General features: G+C 56.8%; 17 protein-coding genes. 2 read left to right on the plus strand and 15 right to left on the minus strand.

Features of this window, described 5'->3' with window-relative positions; translation table 11 throughout:
- Nucleotides 1-158: 158 nt before the first annotated feature.
- The 10 genes from rlmC to ybjM all read right to left on the minus strand — a co-directional run bounded on the left by rlmC (nucleotide 159) and on the right by ybjM (nucleotide 9211).
- Nucleotides 159-1286 carry a 23S rRNA (uracil(747)-C(5))-methyltransferase RlmC gene (gene rlmC, locus CSK29544_RS18565; protein ID WP_007901342.1) on the minus strand — a complete coding sequence of 376 codons (1128 nt, stop codon included), beginning with the start codon at nucleotides 1284-1286 and terminating at the stop codon, nucleotides 159-161.
- Between the two features lie 52 nt (nucleotides 1287-1338).
- Nucleotides 1339-1773: a YbjO family protein gene (locus CSK29544_RS18570; protein WP_023899071.1), complete on the minus strand. Its 435-nt coding sequence runs from the start codon at nucleotides 1771-1773 to the stop codon at nucleotides 1339-1341.
- A 113-nt stretch (nucleotides 1774-1886) separates the two neighbouring features.
- Nucleotides 1887-2732, minus strand: a complete 846-nt coding sequence (gene potI / locus CSK29544_RS18575; RefSeq protein WP_012125239.1) for a putrescine ABC transporter permease PotI — start codon at nucleotides 2730-2732, stop codon at nucleotides 1887-1889.
- Complete coding sequence (gene potH / locus CSK29544_RS18580; RefSeq protein ID WP_007901346.1) at nucleotides 2729-3688, minus strand: putrescine ABC transporter permease PotH; 960 nt, start codon at nucleotides 3686-3688, stop codon at nucleotides 2729-2731. The genes potI and potH overlap by 4 nt, the downstream gene beginning before the upstream one ends.
- Before the next feature lie 10 nt (nucleotides 3689-3698).
- Complete coding sequence (gene potG, locus CSK29544_RS18585; protein ID WP_004385776.1) at nucleotides 3699-4832, minus strand: putrescine ABC transporter ATP-binding subunit PotG; 1134 nt, start codon at nucleotides 4830-4832, stop codon at nucleotides 3699-3701.
- Nucleotides 4833-4971: 139 nt separating this feature from the next.
- Nucleotides 4972-6084 (minus strand): spermidine/putrescine ABC transporter substrate-binding protein PotF, encoded by a 1113-nt coding sequence (gene potF, locus CSK29544_RS18590; protein WP_007707336.1) that lies wholly within the window; start codon nucleotides 6082-6084, stop codon nucleotides 4972-4974.
- Between the two features lie 358 nt (nucleotides 6085-6442).
- Nucleotides 6443-6922: a type III secretion system chaperone family protein gene (locus CSK29544_RS18595; RefSeq protein WP_004385778.1), complete on the minus strand. Its 480-nt coding sequence runs from the start codon at nucleotides 6920-6922 to the stop codon at nucleotides 6443-6445.
- Nucleotides 6923-7002: 80 nt separating this feature from the next.
- Nucleotides 7003-7905, minus strand: coding sequence for a 30S ribosomal protein S6--L-glutamate ligase (gene rimK, locus CSK29544_RS18600; RefSeq protein ID WP_007901351.1), 903 nt, complete (start codon nucleotides 7903-7905; stop codon nucleotides 7003-7005).
- Nucleotides 7906-7982: 77 nt separating this feature from the next.
- Nucleotides 7983-8705 (minus strand): oxygen-insensitive NADPH nitroreductase, encoded by a 723-nt coding sequence (nfsA, locus tag CSK29544_RS18605; RefSeq protein ID WP_007848889.1) that lies wholly within the window; start codon nucleotides 8703-8705, stop codon nucleotides 7983-7985.
- A gap of 128 nt (nucleotides 8706-8833) precedes the next feature.
- Nucleotides 8834-9211 (minus strand): inner membrane protein YbjM, encoded by a 378-nt coding sequence (gene ybjM / locus CSK29544_RS18610; RefSeq protein ID WP_007901354.1) that lies wholly within the window; start codon nucleotides 9209-9211, stop codon nucleotides 8834-8836.
- 292 nt (nucleotides 9212-9503) lie between these two features.
- Here ybjM and CSK29544_RS18615 point away from each other — a divergent pair, with 292 nt between their 5' ends.
- On the plus strand, nucleotides 9504-11186 hold the full coding sequence (locus tag CSK29544_RS18615) for an aspartate:alanine antiporter (protein WP_007901356.1): 1683 nt from the start codon (nucleotides 9504-9506) through the stop codon (nucleotides 11184-11186).
- Between the two features lie 277 nt (nucleotides 11187-11463).
- On the opposite strand, the gene CSK29544_RS18620 is transcribed toward CSK29544_RS18615, so the two are convergent.
- The 4 genes from CSK29544_RS18620 to CSK29544_RS18635 form a co-directional block, all read right to left on the minus strand.
- A complete protein-coding gene (locus tag CSK29544_RS18620; protein WP_007901359.1) occupies nucleotides 11464-11889 on the minus strand; it encodes a hypothetical protein in 426 nt (141 codons plus the stop codon).
- Nucleotides 11882-12586 (minus strand): hypothetical protein, encoded by a 705-nt coding sequence (locus CSK29544_RS18625; protein WP_029038918.1) that lies wholly within the window; start codon nucleotides 12584-12586, stop codon nucleotides 11882-11884. Before CSK29544_RS18625 ends, CSK29544_RS18620 begins: the two co-directional genes overlap by 8 nt.
- Nucleotides 12587-12697: 111 nt before the next feature.
- Complete coding sequence (locus tag CSK29544_RS18630) at nucleotides 12698-13030, minus strand: DUF1493 family protein (RefSeq protein ID WP_029038917.1); 333 nt, start codon at nucleotides 13028-13030, stop codon at nucleotides 12698-12700.
- 122 nt (nucleotides 13031-13152) lie between these two features.
- A complete protein-coding gene (locus CSK29544_RS18635; protein WP_029038916.1) occupies nucleotides 13153-13698 on the minus strand; it encodes a TetR/AcrR family transcriptional regulator in 546 nt (181 codons plus the stop codon).
- Nucleotides 13699-13801: 103 nt separating this feature from the next.
- On the opposite strand from CSK29544_RS18635, the gene CSK29544_RS18640 reads away from it, so the two are divergent.
- Nucleotides 13802-15028: an MFS transporter gene (locus tag CSK29544_RS18640; RefSeq protein WP_007901364.1), complete on the plus strand. Its 1227-nt coding sequence runs from the start codon at nucleotides 13802-13804 to the stop codon at nucleotides 15026-15028.
- On the opposite strand, the gene CSK29544_RS18645 is transcribed toward CSK29544_RS18640, so the two are convergent.
- Nucleotides 15021-16472, minus strand: coding sequence for a flagellin N-terminal helical domain-containing protein (locus CSK29544_RS18645; protein ID WP_007901367.1), 1452 nt, complete (start codon nucleotides 16470-16472; stop codon nucleotides 15021-15023). The two genes, CSK29544_RS18640 and CSK29544_RS18645, sit on opposite strands and share 8 nt — an antisense overlap.
- Between the last annotated feature and the right edge of the window lie 127 nt (nucleotides 16473-16599).

The following is a 16599-nucleotide window of genomic DNA, read 5'->3' on the forward strand; positions in this document are numbered from 1 at the left end:
AGCCTTACCATCTTGCGTAGGGTGGGTAAGCGTCAGCGCACCCACCTTTGCGTTCTGGCGGGTGCGTTTGCTTACCCGCCCTACAACTTCAATGAGCCTTACCATCTTGCGTAGGGTGTGTAAGCGTTAGCGCACCCACCACTCAAAAAAACCGGTGTTTACTCCCGCACCAGCAGCGTCAACACCTCGTAATGCGCCGTATGCGGGAACATATCGAATAACTGCACGCGGGCGATGCGATAACCCGGCAACTCGCCGATGTCTTTCGCCATCGTCTGCGCGTTACAGCTGGAATAGATAATATAGCGCGGGGCCATATGGCTCAGATATTCACACAACGCCTTCCCGATACCGCGCCGCGGCGGGTTAACGAGAACGAGGTCAGGCACCGCCTGCTGGCCGGTCGCGAAATCGGTCGAATCCAGCGCCTGAAAATGCACGTTGCGAAGCCCCAGTGCCTGCGCCGACGCACGAGCGCTGGCAATCGCTTCCGGCGCGATTTCGATGCCGGTCAGCGTCATCTCCGGCGTGGCGCAGTGCAGCCCGAAGCCCCCGACGCCGCAAAACAGATCCCACATATGATTCACCGGTAGCGCGCGCACCCAGTCGCGCGCCGTGGCGTACAGGGCGCTCGCGACTGTCGGGTTGGTCTGGAAAAAGCTCTGCGGACGGATCCACAGCGGCACGCCGTTGAAGCTTTCCGCGAGCGCCTGCTGTTGCGTCAGCCAAATCTCCTCGTCGCCTTCCATAATCGCCATATGCACCGGCTGAATATTGGCGGTCACGACCTTAAGCTGCGGCAATTCCGCCAACAGCCCAGGCAGCGCGGCGCGCAGTTGCTCAAGTTTCTCCTTCGAGCGCAGCACAAAACGCAGCATCAGCCCGCCGTCGAGCGTACTTTGCGTCAGCAACAGATATTTCAGCTCGCCGCGTTTGCGGGCGACGTTGTACGGCGTCAGCCCCGCGCGGGCGATAAAGGGCTTCAGCGCCGCAAACACGGCGTAAAACGACGCCGGATAGAGCGGGCATTCGGTCAAATCCACCGGCGTGCCGTCGCGATGCAGCATGCCGAGCAGCGGTTTTTCCACGCTCCCGCTCACTACCATTTTCGCTTTATTGCGAAACGCCTGCTCCGGCCCGCTTACCGGCGCGCCCCACTCGCCCACGTGCAGCGCTGCCAGCAGCGTTCGCAGGTCGGTCATTTTGGCGGCAAGTTGGGTGTCGAGGGGCTGTTCAATCCACTGACAGGAGCGGCAGCGCCCGGCGTCATAGAGTGCGCAGTGCATAGCTAAAAACCTTAAGAAAAACGCGGACCGGCGATTCTATCACGCCGCAGGATTACTGTAGCCGGAAAAAGCGTCGGCTGCGGGCAGGAATAAACAGCAGCGCCAGCACCAGCAGATCCGGCAGCTTTTGCATCACCAGCGAATGGAAAATTTCGCGCCGCGAGCCGCCTGCGATACTGAACAGCTCCGGGTATCCCCAGCCAAGAGAGGCCGCCCACAGATAGCCGGTCGCGATAATCTGGGTAAGCAGAAAGACCCAGCGGCCCCAGGCGCGGCCCTTGAGGATCACAAACGCGCAGCGGAATTCGATACAGAGTAAAACGAGGCTTGCGAAGAAAATCAGCGTCAGGCTCCAGGTCTGCACGCTGCGGTGGATAAAATCCATCACGCCGCGCACGCCCAGCAGATTGAAAATCATCAGCAGATCCAGACAGCGCGTAGAAATAATGCCTATCGCCGCCACCTGTACCAGCGTAGGAGCGTTCATTCGGGCGTGTGATTGTCGCGCTTTGCTGAAAATGTCCAAATCTCGCCTTCCCTGTGAAACAGCGCCGCGTCGTGCGCGGCGCCGGGTGCACATGATTGCAGATTTTAGGCGGTTCAGCTACGCCTTGCACGCTGGACATCGCGCAGTCGCTGCTTTTCTGCCCGCGCCATAAAAAACCAGGCGATCAGACCGATAACACCAACCACGCCAAGGATAATCGACGCCAGCGCGTTGATCTCCGGGTTGACGCCCATACGAACGCTGGAGAAGACCAGCATCGGCAGCGTCGTGGCCCCTGGGCCCGACACAAAGCTTGCGATAACAAGGTCATCAAGCGAGAGCGTAAAGGCGAGCAGCCAGCCGGAAACCACGGCAGGCATGATCATCGGCAGCGTTATGACAAAAAACACTTTCAGCGGCGTTGCCCCGAGATCCATCGCCGCCTCTTCTATCGATCGGTCCAGCTCACGCAGGCGCGAGCTTATCACCACCGACACATAAGCGGTACAGAACGTGACGTGCGCCAGCCAGATGGTGAGCATCCCGCGATCGGACGGCCAGCCGATCGCATGGCCGAGCGCCACAAAGAGCAGCAGCAGCGACAGGCCGGTTATCACATCCGGCATGACCAGCGGCGCGGTCAGCATGAACGCGAAACCATTGGAGCCGCGAAAGCGCCCGAAACGCACCATCACCACCGCCGCGATGGTGCCCAGAACCACTGCCATCGTCGCCGCGCAGGCGGCAATCGTCAGGCTCAGCCCCACGGCGTTAATCATCGCCGAATCGTGAAACAGCTCGCCGTACCAGCGGGTCGACCAGCCCGCCCACACCGTCACCAGTTTCGAACTGTTAAACGAATAGACCACCAGCATCAGCATCGGCGCGTAGAGAAACGTAAAACCGAGAATCAAAATCAGAATGCGCCACGGGGAGCGCACCACAGGCAGATTATTCATGCATGGTCTCCCATCGTTTTGTTCTGATATTTGTGGAACCACATGATGGGCACAATCAGCACCACTAGCATGGTGATCGCCACCGCCGAGGCCACCGGCCAGTCGCGGTTATTAAAGAACTCCTGCCAGAGCACGCGGCCTATCATGATGCTGTCCGGCCCGCCGAGCAGTTCCGGGATAACGAACTCCCCTACCGCCGGGATAAACACCAGCATCGAGCCCGCGATGATCCCGCCTTTGGTGAGCGGCACGATGATGCTGAAGAAGGTTTTCAGCGGACGCGCGCCCAGATCGAGCGACGCCTCGACCAGCGAGTAGTCGATGCGGGTTAGCGCGGTGTAGATTGGCAGCACCATAAACGGCAGATACGCGTACACAATCCCGATGTAAACCGCGAGATTGGTATGCAGGATGGTGAGCGGCTGATCGATAACCCCGAGCCTCAACAGCACGTTATTCAGCACGCCGTTCTCTTTAAGGATGCCCATCCAGGCGTAAACGCGGATAAGAAACGACGTCCACGACGGCAGGATCACCAGCAGCAGCAGGATGTTGCGCGTCGACGGCTTGCTGTGCGCCACCGCCCAGGCGAGCGGATAGCCGAGCAGCAGACAGAACAGCGTTGAGATAGCCGCCACCTGTAACGACTGCAAATACGCCTCGAAATAGAGCGGATCGTCGGTCAGTTGCAGGAAGTTGCCGATATTCAGCGTCACCGATAATTGATCGTCCGCCCAGCTCACCAGATCGGTATACGGCGGGATCGCGCGCGCCATCTCTGCAAGGCTTATCTTGAAGACGATTAAAAACGGCAGCATAAACAGCAGGATCAGCCACAGATAAGGCAGCGCGACCACAAGCTTACGGCCATGCGCCATTTGCAGGCGCGCGAGCCAGAGCCGGAAACCGCCGGGCGCGGCAGACGGCGACTCGCTTTGACGTTCAATAGTGCTCATCTGTCGCTCCTTACACCGTCAGCACAACGCAGCTGTCCGCGTCCCAGCACAGGCGGACTTCATCACCCCAGGTGGGCGCGCCTTTGCGGTAGCGGTGCGCGTTCTGCAACTGCGCGCTGATCATCTGCCCGCTGTGCAGCCGCACGTGGTAGATAGAGAGATCGCCAAGATAGGCAATATGCACCACTTCACCCACGCCAAAGTTAAAGCCATCGGCGGGCGGCTCGTCGCAGAGCATCACTTTCTCCGGGCGCAGCGCCACGTGAACCGGCACGCCGTCCACCACCGAGGCGTCCGGATCCACTTTCAGCGGATGCACCAGCCCCGGCGCGTCGATGATTAATCCGTCGTCGCGACGTTCACGCAGCAGCCCGTCGAAGACGTTCACCGAGCCGATAAACTCCGCGCTGTAGCGGGTGGTGGGATGCTCGTAAATCTCTTCCGGCTCACCGATTTGCACAAACTTGCCGCGGTTCATGATGGCGATGCGGCCTGCCATCGTCATCGCCTCTTCCTGATCGTGCGTCACCATCACGCAGGTCACGCCGACGCGCTCAAGAATATCGACGACTTCAAGCTGCATACGGTCGCGCAGCTTTTTATCGAGCGCGCCCATCGGCTCGTCGAGCAGCAGCAGTTTCGGGCGTTTGGCGAGGCTGCGGGCCAGCGCCACGCGCTGCCGCTGGCCGCCGGAAAGCTGGTGCGGCTTACGCTTCGCGAACTCCTGCATATGCACCAGGCCGAGCATCTCTTCGACGCGGCCTGCTATCTCCGCCTTCGGCAGTTTGTCCTGTTTCAGGCCGAAAGCGATATTCTGCTCAACCGTCATATGCGGAAAGAGCGCGTAGGACTGGAACATCATATTGATGGGGCGCTGGTAGGGCGGCACGTGGGAGAGATCCACGCCATCCAGCACAATCTGCCCGGCGGTGGGAATTTCAAAGCCCGCGAGCATACGCAGAAGCGTTGATTTTCCGCACCCGGAGGCACCGAGCAGCGCGAAAATTTCGCCTTTATAGATGGTCAGGCTGACGTCATCGACGGCGTGCTGGCCGTCGAACGATTTGGTCAGGTTACGGATTTCCAGCAGCGGGGTCAGCGCCTTGCGGGGTTTCGCCTGTGGGCGGGGAATAGCGTCGTTCACTACATTGCTCTCCGGCAAAAAGCAAAAGTACCTGTGCGGCCCGGTTGCCGCACAAATGGCAGAACAGAGGCGCGTGTCCTCTGTTCTGTTATGGGGCAGTTGCACCGCCCCGATGCACACCATTTACGGCAAAACGGCCTTATTTACCGCTTTTCACTTTGGTCCAGGCGCGGGTTCTGACGCGATCCAGCTTCGGCTCCTGCACTTTGAGGGTGAAGAGTTTGGCCATCACGTCCGGCGGCGGGTAGATGCCCGGATTGTCGCGCACCTCTTTGCTCACCAGCGGCGTGGAAGCTTTGTTGCCGCTCGCGTAGTAGACGTGGTCGCTGATGTGTGCCATGACGTCCGGGCGCATCAGGTAGTTGAGGAACTGGTACGCTTCGTCTTTGTTTTTGGCGTCCGCCGGCATCGCGAAGACGTCAAAGAACGCCAGCGCGCCTTCTTTCGGAATGGTGTAAGAGATATTGACGCCGTTCTTCGCCTCTTTCGCGCGGTTCGCCGCCTGCCACACATCGCCCGCCCAGCCGATGGCCACACAGATGTCGCCGTTCGCCAGATCGTTGATGTACTGGGAGGAGTGGAAGTAACGGATATTCGGACGCAGCTTCAGCAGCAGATCGGTCGCCGCACCGCTGTAGTCATCCGCTTTGCTGCTGTTCGGATCTTTGCCGAGGTAATTCAGCACGGTCGCGAAAATTTCTTCCGGGGCATCCAGGAAGGAGACACCGCAGCTTTTGAGTTTTTCGAGATTTTCCGGTTTCAGCACCAGATCCCAGCTATTCAGCGGGGCATCGGTGCCGAGCGCGGCTTTCACTTTGTCCACGTTATAGCCGATGCCGGTGGTCGCCCACAGGTAAGGCATCGCGTATTTGTTATCAGGGTCGTGCTTTGCCACCAGCTTGAGGATTTCCGGATCGAGATTTTTCCAGTTCGGCAGTTTGCTCTTATCAAGCGGCTGGAACACGCCGGCGGTGAGCTGGCGCTCAAGGAAGCTTGCGGACGGCACGACGAGGTCAAAACCGGTGCTGCCCGCCATCAGTTTGCCTTCCAGCACTTCGTTGGAATCGAACACGTCATAGACGACTTTAATGCCGGTCTCTTTAGTGAAATTCGCGATCGTGTCCGGGGCAATATAGTCTGACCAGTTATACACATGCAGCGTTTTCTGTTCAGCCGCCAGGGTCGTCGCAGAAACGGCCATCAACGCACCGGCAACCACACCCGATAACCATTTTTTACTCTGGGTGGACATATCTGTTTTCCTTCTGAATAAAGGGTAAAAGTCCGCGTCGGCGCGAACTAAATTTACGCAATTAAACATATGCAATATTCATGCATAGATGGTCATTCTGCACAGAAAAAAGAGCGCGGCTCTCCGGCAGACATTGCACGCTGTATGCAGCTTCGCAAGGATAACTGTAGCCTGACCCCGAGGCTATAGCCCGGAATAAAAAACTCCATTTAACAATTTTTTAGCCAGATTTGGTCTATGTGATAAGCCAAAATAGCGATGTGAGCGGTGATTTATGCTATCGCAACAGTTTATTTACAGGATAAAAACGGGAAATACGCAGCCGCCCTGGTGGCGACTGCGCTAAAAGCAGGCGGGATCAGTGAAGAAAATGGTTATTCACTTCGGGTTCCCCTTTTTCATCCTCTTCGGGGGTATAAATCAGGTGATGCGCGCGCGCTTCCATAAGCACCATCGAGGTCTGCTGTTCGCTCTGGCGGTAAAACGCTTCGAACTGTGCCACCGTCACGCCCATTTCCACGAGCAGCGTCTGACACACCACCAGCTTCGGCAGGTTATCATCCTGGATATCGAGAAAAGCCTTTAAGGTCAACGAACCGGCATTAATGGCTGAGAGATCGGCGGCGACCGTCAGCAGCGCCGAGGGCTTGATTTCCGCCATCGCGGAAAACATCACCACGTTGTCCACCAGATCTATCTTGGCGTCGAATACGCCTTCGAAATTCTGCATATGGGGAAGATGGAGCGCCTGGCAGGTATCACACTCGAAAAAGCTCACGCCGAGGTTATCGAGCCAGCGGCGCAGGGTGTCCAGCGTCGGGACGACGAGTGAATCCATAAAACCTGTAGCCTCTTAGTCAACAAACATGTCAATCGGATAGCTTACGCAAAAAACGGGCGTTATACCATGATGCCAGGTTAACCACCGGTTTTGAGGCAGTAGTCTGGGCGCGCGTGGCGTTCGATCCAGTTGATCATCTGCCCGGCGATATCCATACCGGTGGTTTTCTCAATGCCTTCCAGGCCCGGCGAGGCGTTGACTTCCATCACCAGCGGGCCGCGGTCAGCGCGCAGAATATCGACGCCTGCAACATCAAGCCCGAGCGTGGCGGCGGCTTTAATCGCGATGTCGCGCTCGCGCTCGCTAATCTCCGCAATACGTGCCACGCCGCCGCGGTGCAGGTTCGAGCGGAAATCGCCCTCTTTCGCCTGGCGCTCAATGGCCGCGACCACGCGGTCGCCCACCACCAGGCAGCGGATATCGCGCCCTCTGGCTTCTTTAATATACTCCTGCACGAGAATATGCGCGTTGAGCCCGCGAAAGGCGTCAATCACGCTTTCGGCCGCCTGGCGGGTTTCGGCCAGCACCACGCCGATGCCCTGCGTGCCTTCCACCAGTTTCACCACCAGCGGCGCGCCGCCCACCATATCGATAAGATCGCTGGTGTCGTCCGGCGAATGGGCAATGCCGGTGATGGGCAAATCGATGCCCTGACGCGCCAGCAGCTGCAGCGAGCGCAGCTTATCGCGCGCGCGGGTAATGGCGACCGATTCATTCAGCGGATAACTGCCAAGCATTTCGAACTGGCGCAGCGCGGCGGTACCGTAAAAGGTGATGGCAGAGCCAATGCGCGGGATCACCGCATCGAAATGCGGCAGCTGACGGCCTTTATAATGCACGCAGGACGCCGCAGGGTTGATGGTCATATAACAGGAAAGCGGATCGAGAATTTCCACCTGATGGCCGCGCCGCGTGGCGGCTTCGCGCAGGCGTTTACAAGAATAGAGCGTACCGTCCCGGGACAAAATGGCGATTTTCACCCTGCACCTCTCTGAACACGTCGTGAAAACCGGCCTATCATACACGCCCCCGCGCGGGCGGGGGAGTGTAAAAAGGCTTAGCGTGTCGCCCAGCCCTGCTTGTGCAGATAGTCGAGAATAAACGGACGGTTCTCTTTAATGATGGTGCGGCGGATCTGATCGCTCCAGGTGTCGCGGCGGGCGTTGCTGTCGCGATGCAGGTAGTAGTCGGCTATCTCTTCGTCATATTCAGCAAGCAGTTCACGGTCGACCGGCTGGTAGCGGTTTTCGTGCACCATCAGGCCCGCAGGCATACGCGGTTTCACCTGCGGATTGTCCGCCGGCCAGCCGAGGCACAGGCCAAACAGCGGCAGCACATGTTTCGGCAGGCCCAGCAGTTCTGTGACCGCTTCAATGCTGTTACGAATACCGCCGATGTAAACCCCGCCGAGGCCAAGCGATTCCGCCGCGACCAGCGCGTTTTGTCCGAGCATCGCGGTATCTACCACGCCAAGCAAAAGCTGTTCAGCCAGCCCCAGTTGCGCATCCGGGCAGATTTGCAGATGACGGTTGAAATCGGCGCAGAAAACCCAGAACTCGGCGGCTTTCGCGACGTGCGGCTGACCGCCGGTCAGCGTCACCAGTTGCTCACGCATCGCGCGGTCGGTTACACGAATAATGGAGCTGCACTGCAGGAAACTGGAGCTGGAGGCGGACTGCGCCGCGTGGATAATCGCTTCACGCTGGGCGTCGCTGATGGGCTCATCGGTATAGTGGCGAATGGAACGGTGCGAGCAAAGCAGCTCAATCGTTGGCGTCATCACGTTTTCCTTATTCCTGGTGTGTTGAAAAGCAAGCGAAAGCTTGCCCAAACACATCAGTATAATCGTAATGCGCCGGATGGCGGTTAACGGAACGTTGCGTTAAGAAACGAAAATGAAACCGGCCGTTACAGCCGGCGTCTGCTATCCCCGCGATGGCGCAGCGTAAGCAGGAACAGCCAGCAGAGCGAGCCGATAGAGCACCAGAACAGCGCGCTGAAAATCCACGCCAGCTCCTGCCAGAAGGAGCGCGCTTCCCCGCCCCACAGATGCAAAAGCACCAGGCAGAGCGGCGCGGCGATAAGCGCGCCTGCCAGCGGCTTAAGTTCACGGCCCCGTCTGGCGCAAACACCCGCCACAGCGCCAGGCAGCATAAAAGATAAAATCCCCAGATCCATCGTTCCGGCACCTGGCGCGAACGTACCCGGCACCATTTTTTGTGCCATGAATACCGCCAGAAACAGAATAAAACAGCAGGCGGTCGCAGCCCGGCTATGACGTCGCATCAACAAATATCCCCCTGATAGTGCCTGTATCAACCTGATCTCCTCTCCGCCGGTGCGGATGTTTAGTCAGATAAAGCATGGCGGCAGTCCGTGCCTCATAATTAACTGCGGGTAATAGAATATTCTTGCTGGCCGATACTATTCATAACGATTAAACTAGCGGCGGCTAAAAGCTTATGCAGACGAAATAATGGCTCCGGAAAAAGCGAACTTCCGGTAAAACATAAGCAAAATCCTAGCCCAGAAGCCTCTCCTTTTCAACAACTTACTGGTAAACAAGAAGTTAGCCTCCGTGAATATAAACGTCGCAGATTTGTTAAACGGGAATTACATCCTGTTATTATTTGTGGTGCTGGCGCTCGGCCTGTGTCTTGGTAAATTACGCCTGGGTTCTGTGCAACTGGGTAATTCCATTGGCGTTTTAGTCGTTTCATTATTATTAGGCCAGCAGCATTTTTCGATTAACACCGACGCGCTTAACCTCGGCTTTATGCTGTTTATTTTTTGCGTCGGTGTCGAAGCCGGCCCTAACTTTTTTTCTATTTTCTTTCGCGACGGTAAGAATTATCTGATGCTGGCGCTGGTCATGGTCGGCAGCGCTCTGCTCATTGCGCTCGGGCTTGGCCGCGCGTTCGGCTGGGATATCGGCCTGACCGCCGGGATGCTGGCGGGTTCAATGACCTCCACCCCCGTGCTGGTGGGCGCGGGCGACACATTACGCCACGCTGGTATGGAAGGCGCACAGCTTGCCCAGGCGCTGGATCACCTGAGCCTCGGCTATGCGCTGACGTACCTTATCGGGCTGGTAAGCCTGATTTTCGGGGCGCGCTACCTGCCGAAACTCCAGCACCAGGATCTGCAAACCAGCGCCCAGCAAATTGCGCGCGAGCGCGGTCTCGATACCGACGCCAACCGCAAAGTCTATCTGCCGGTTATCCGCGCCTATCGCGTGGGGCCGGAGCTGGTCGCCTGGGCCGACGGCAAAAACCTGCGCGAGCTTGGCATCTATCGCCAGACCGGCTGTTACATCGAGCGTATTCGCCGCAACGGCATTCTTGCGAGCCCGGACGGCGACGCGGTCTTGCAGATGGGCGATGAGATTGCGCTGGTAGGCTACCCGGACGCCCACGCGCGCCTCGACCCGAGCTTTCGCAACGGTAAAGAGGTGTTCGACCGCGATCTGCTCGACATGCGCATCGTCACTGAAGAGATCGTGGTGAAAAACCACAACGTGGTGGGCCGCCGTCTCGGCCAGCTCAAGCTCACCGACCACGGCTGCTTCTTAAACCGCGTCATCCGTAGCCAGATTGAGATGCCGATTGACGACAACATCGTCCTTAACAAAGGCGACGTCTTACAGGTGAGCGGCGACGCACGACGCGTGAAAACCATCGCCGACCGTATCGGGTTTATCTCCATCCACAGCCAGGTAACGGACCTTCTCGCCTTCTGCGCCTTCTTTATTGTCGGCCTGATGATCGGGATGATCACTTTCCAGTTCAGCTCGTTCAGCTTCGGTATCGGTAACGCCGCCGGTCTGCTGTTCGCCGGGATCATGCTCGGCTTCCTGCGCGCCAACCACCCGACGTTCGGCTATATCCCGCAGGGCGCGCTGATGATGGTGAAAGAGTTTGGCCTGATGGTGTTTATGGCGGGCGTGGGCCTGAGCGCGGGCAGCGGCATCGGCCACGGCCTCGGCGCTGTGGGCGGCCAGATGCTGTTTGCGGGTTTGATAGTGAGCCTGCTGCCGGTGGTGATTTGCTTCCTGTTCGGCGCGTATGTGCTGCGCATGAACCGCGCGCTGCTGTTTGGCGCGATGATGGGCGCACGCACCTGCGCACCTGCGATGGAGATCATCAGCGATACCGCGCGCAGCAATATCCCGGCGCTCGGCTACGCGGGCACCTATGCGATAGCCAACGTGCTGTTGACGCTTGCCGGTACGTTTATCGTCATCATCTGGCCCGGCACATAAAAAAACGAGAAATTTTGCAGATGGCGCGAACTTTTCGAAAAAGCATCAGTCTCAATTAGTGCCACTGCTTTTCTTTGATGTCCCCATTTTGTGGAGCCCATCAACCCCGCCATCTTGGTTCAAGGTTGATGGGTTTTTTGTTGTCCGGGGTTTGGTATTGCCGCTTATGCACTTATGTCTCAGTGACCAAACATGGCCTCGGATGCCACTCAAGGGTCTTTCGGTTCTTACCACCCGTTCAAAAACTATTTTCCTGGTAAAAAAACCGTTTTACTGTCTATGTAAAATCAATAACGACCTGAACCATGACCATATTTTTGTCCTTGAAAGTTCCAACATAGAGCGTTTCTTGTGGATCACTGCCGCGCCAGCAAGTTGCCTCGATATCGCAGGTTGCCTGTTTTTTATAGCCTTTAGAGGTGAGGTAACGGTCCACCTGCCTGGTATCAGATGTCCCATAGAATTTGACCACATGCACCTGAGAAGCAGGCCCGCTAACATTGATAAAGCTAAATTCGTATTTTTCAGAAATCCGTGGCATTTCCTGTAAGATTTGGGGCGTGAAGAAGCGATACTCCCTTTCATCTTTTTCGGTATAGTAAGCACTTTCTGTAAATTCCATTTTGATATACGGAATAGCACAGCCGAATGCACCAGCCAAAAGCACAACCAGACCAATAAAGACTTTTGTCTTCTTACGCATAAGGTAGCGAACCTCCTTTAGCCCTATCGATATAATTCCCGTTCATAGTGTTAATTTTAACAATGCCAGAGCGGAAGTCATGCCATGGAGTGACAGTTCGCATAAAATAAGGCAGATATCCCTTACGCGGTTTTGCGTTAGGAAACCGTTCTGGGTCAGGAAAAAGCCATGGTCTGAAATCATCACTCTTCCAGTTACCAATTTTACCGTAGTAGTCCCAGCGAGTTAAAGCATCCTCTCTACTGACTGGCCGCAACAAGTCGAAAGGATTATATATAGCGACTACACGATAAAAGCCCAACAAATCTGAAATCAAATCTTCACCACTAAATCCACTGTCTGTAAATAAACGGATAAAAAATGAACTTTGTAATCCTTCAAACTTTCCGGCCAGAATCATCATCATGGCTAAGGCGATGCTCAATTGCTCGTTATAAGTACGTCCGCGTTTGATAGTCCAGGTAAGGAACTTTCCCATTTTTATAGACCTTGTGGGATCAACCATCGATTGCGAGTAAGACACGTTGTATTCTTTTTTGCCAGATGACTCCCCGACTGCAAAATCCCTTAATAATTTCCTTATATCGTTACCCTGTGCGTGGCCTAAATCAATCCAGCCCAGAACCTCAGTATAGACAAGCCCATATTTAAGACCAGAACTCAACTTCCCATCTACAATATCTTCACGCTTACTCATCCTTAATAAACCTCACTTATCACATTTGCAAAAAATGTGATTTAAAAAAGGATGGATTTTCGTGCGCATTCCTGCATTTTTAATAATAGCTAACGCTGAATCAGATTATAACTACTCCATACAATTCCCATCCAACCATCGTCCCGCCTTCACCGACTCCACAAACATCCTGATTGTCAACGGCGGTTTATCTTGTATCACTGGCTTGCGTGAAAACAGGCGTGGAATTTTCCATGGATAATAAACGGTGAGATCAAAGCGGCTGTGCTCTGTACGGAAGTGACTAAAAAGCGCCTGTGCCATCTCGGCGATATCCTCAGCGTCAAACGTTTCCTGCAAAGGGCTGTCGATATCATGCTGTTGTGTTTTAAGTGTAAAAGACGTCACCAGTGGCAATTCTTTTAAGATCATTGCCTGAATCTCTTTATCAGATACCGTCCTCATCCGTTTCTGTCCTTTTTATACCCGTGTATTAAAGTGATATTCCGCTTAAGAGATTTTGCATTTTTTTAATTAGCCTTAATTGACCAGAAGTATCTTTCCTGGTTTCGTGTATCCAGTTCCTGTCACCCCTCCCCCACAATTCTCCCGACCATACTGCGGATGGTTTCGCGGTTCAGCGGCTCGCGGTCAACGACGTAGTGCAGCGTCATCCCTTCGACAAACGCATCAAGCGCGCGGGCGGTCGCCGGGTCGAACCAGGTTTCGAGCGTCTGCTGGCTGCGGCGCATCCAGTCCTGCATGATGATTTTAAGTTGCGGCTGGCGGCTCGCGTAGGCGTAGAGCTGGTACATCAGCTCCATATTTTCAGGCGTCGTCACCTGCGCGCCGCAAATCAGCGCCGTTAATGCCTCGCAGGCTTCCTCGCGGCTCTGCGCCTGCGCCATCAGCGCCTGATACTGGCGCGACATGCTCTCGGCGAAACGCGTAAACGCCTCCGCCAGCAATGCCTCCAGCGAAGTGAAATAGTAGGTGACGGAGCCCAGCGGCACGCCTGCCTCAAGGGCGATTTTGCGGTGCGTAATATGATGAAAGCCGTGAGTGGCGATGCAGGCGAGCGTCGCTTCCAGAATGCGCTCGCGGCGTTGCGGGTCGTTTTGTCGTGTCGCCATAGGGTGTCGAATTCTCAGCCGGAAAGCATTTTCTGTATGTGTACAAATGTACACAACCTTGCTACGTTTTAAAGGTTTCTTTTTCACTCCAGGCGAATGGGCTATGTCATCCGACGTGAATCACTCTTCCGCGCTGCGTCACCGGACGTGGGCGCTGTTTCTGTTTTTCTTTCTGCCGGGCCTGTTGATGGCCTCCTGGGCGACCCGCACGCCGTCCATTCGTGATGTGCTGGCGGTCTCCACCGCCGGGATGGGCATCGTGTTGTTCGGGCTTTCCGTTGGCTCCATGAGCGGTATTCTCTGCTCCGGCTGGCTGGTGAAGCGCCTCGGCACGCATACGGTTATCCGCAACGGCATGGCGCTTGGGGTTATCGGCATGTTGCTGATGGCGCTCGCGCTGTGGTTCGCCTCGCCGCTGCTGTTCGCCTGCGGGCTGGCGGTGCTGGGCGCGGGGATGGGCTCCGCCGAAGTGGCGCTCAATGTGGAAGGCGCGACGGTCGAGCAGTTACAGAACAAAACCGTGCTGCCGATGATGCACGGCTTTTACAGTCTCGGCACGCTGATTGGCGCAGGCATCGGCCTGAGCCTGACGGCGTTCCATTTCCGCGCCGATCTGCATTTGACTATCGCCACGCTGGTGACGGTCATCCCGATTATTATCGGGCTGCGGGCTATTCCACACGGCGTCGGTAAAGAGGCGAAAGAAGCGCGCCAGCAGCGCCCTGCCGGTCATATCCCGTTCTGGAAAGATACCCAGTTGCTGCTGATTGGCCTGATTGTGCTGGCGATGGCGTTTGCCGAAGGCTCCGCCAACGACTGGCTGCCGTTATTGATGGTGGACGGTCACGGTTTTAGCCCCACTTCCGGCTCGCTGATCTACGCCGGTTTCACGCTCGGCATGACGCTTGGGCGCTTCTTTGGCGGCTGGTTTATCGACCGCTATAGCCGCGTTAACGTGGTGCGCGCCAGCGCCATGATGGGCGCGCTCGGCATCGGGCTGATTATCTTTGTTGATAACCCGATTATCGCGAGCGTGTCGGTGCTGCTGTGGGGGCTGGGCGCGTCGCTCGGCTTCCCGCTGACCATTTCGGCGGCGAGCGATACCGGGCCGGATGCGCCGGTGCGCGTGAGCGTGGTGGCAACGGCAGGCTATGTCGCCTTCCTGGTGGGCCCGCCGTTACTCGGCTTCCTGGGGGAACATTACGGATTACGCAGCGCGATGCTGGTGGTATTAACGCTGGTGGTGCTGGCGGCTCTGGTGGCCCGCGCGGTGGCGAAACCCGCCACGCCGGTTGAGTCAGCGTCCGGGCAGGCGCGTGACGTTATTTAAGAAGCGAGAGCACGCTCTCCGCCTGCTGGTTCGCCTGAGCCAGCACGGCGTTCCCGGCCTGTTGCAGGATCTGCGTCCGGCTGAGGTTGCTCGCCTCCTGCGCGAAATCCGCGTCTTCGATGCGGCTGCGCGCGGCGGTCGTGGCGACGGTCTTCTGCGCCATCGCCTCTTTCGCCGAGTCAAACGTGTTCACCAGGCTACCGTAAGTGCCGCGATACGCGCTTACGGTATCGATCGCATGATCGATAGCATCTATCGCCTGCGACGCGCTCTGCTGATTATCAAGCCGCGCGGTATCAAGGCCGAGCGTTTTGGTGTCCGAAGGCGTGCCGGGAATGGTTTTATACTGCACCGCCTCGCCGTAGTCGGCGCTCATCACAATATCCGTATCGGTGCTGACCGGCCCGTTATCCGGCGGATCGGTTGGCTTCGGCAGTTTGGTCCAGGTCATCTCGCCGTAAAACGAGCCGTTGCCCACCACCATGATGATCACATCTTCCGTCACCTTATCAATGGACAACCGCTCAAGATAGTTGCCCGGCGACACCGTACCGTTGTTGGCCCAGCCCGTCGCGGGCGTCTCGTAGCGGTCGCCGTCGCCACTATAGGTGATGGTCATGCCGTTGTACTGCTTCACCGCGCCGCCGCTCACGTTGTAAGTGGGCGGCCCCTGTGTCAGGTTCGCGTCGCTGTAGCTGGCACCCGGCAAAAAACCGTTATCGGTGGAGATGATTTTGGTATTCGCCGTCGCGGTGCTGTTCACGCCGTTATTCGTCCAGGTGAAGTCGCGCGTGGGGCCATTCACCGGCGTACCGACGAGATGGCTGCCATCACGGCTGAACAGTTGGATATCGTCATCCATCCAGCCCGAGTTAATCGTCAGCGTAATGTCAGTTGCGCCAGCGGGAATATAGGCCAGCGGCACCAGTCCGGAAGTAAAGGTGTATTGCTGGCCCGGCACCGGGAAGCGCTGGTTGATAGACGGAATATTACCGAGCTGCGACGCGGGCGGTGGCGGGGATGCCGCGGGCGCCAGCGGATATTTGCCGAAAATCGTCGTCCCTGTGGAAATGGCGTCTATCTGCGCTTTGATCTCGCTGAATTCAGCGGAAATCGCCGCGCGATCGCTTGCATCCAGCGTGCCGGTTGCGGACTGCACCGCCAGCGATTTTGCGCGCGTCAGCAGATCGGTGACTTCAGAGAGCGCACCCTCGGCCGTCTGCGAGAGGCTTATCCCGTCGTTCATGCTGCGCGAGGCCACGTCATTCGCCCTGAGCGTGGCAGACATACGGTTGGCAATAGCCTGCCCGGCAGCGTCGTCCTTCGCGCTGTTAATGCGCATGCCGGATGAGAGCCGCTCGATGGACTGGCTTAAGCTAGCGGCCGTTTTTTTCTGCTGCGTCAGGACATTGCCGGACATCAGGTTGTTGAAGATAGTCGCCATAGGGTTGCCGTTTCGCACATCGGAGAGTCGTTAACAAGGCTACTATCGGCCCCCAGGCAGTTTAGCTTTAGGTGTAAATTTGAATTAAGTGAAAATCCTTTTAATAACCACAGCTTATGTTAACAGG

This window comes from Cronobacter sakazakii, assembly GCF_000982825.1.
Lineage (GTDB): Bacteria > Pseudomonadota > Gammaproteobacteria > Enterobacterales > Enterobacteriaceae > Cronobacter > Cronobacter sakazakii.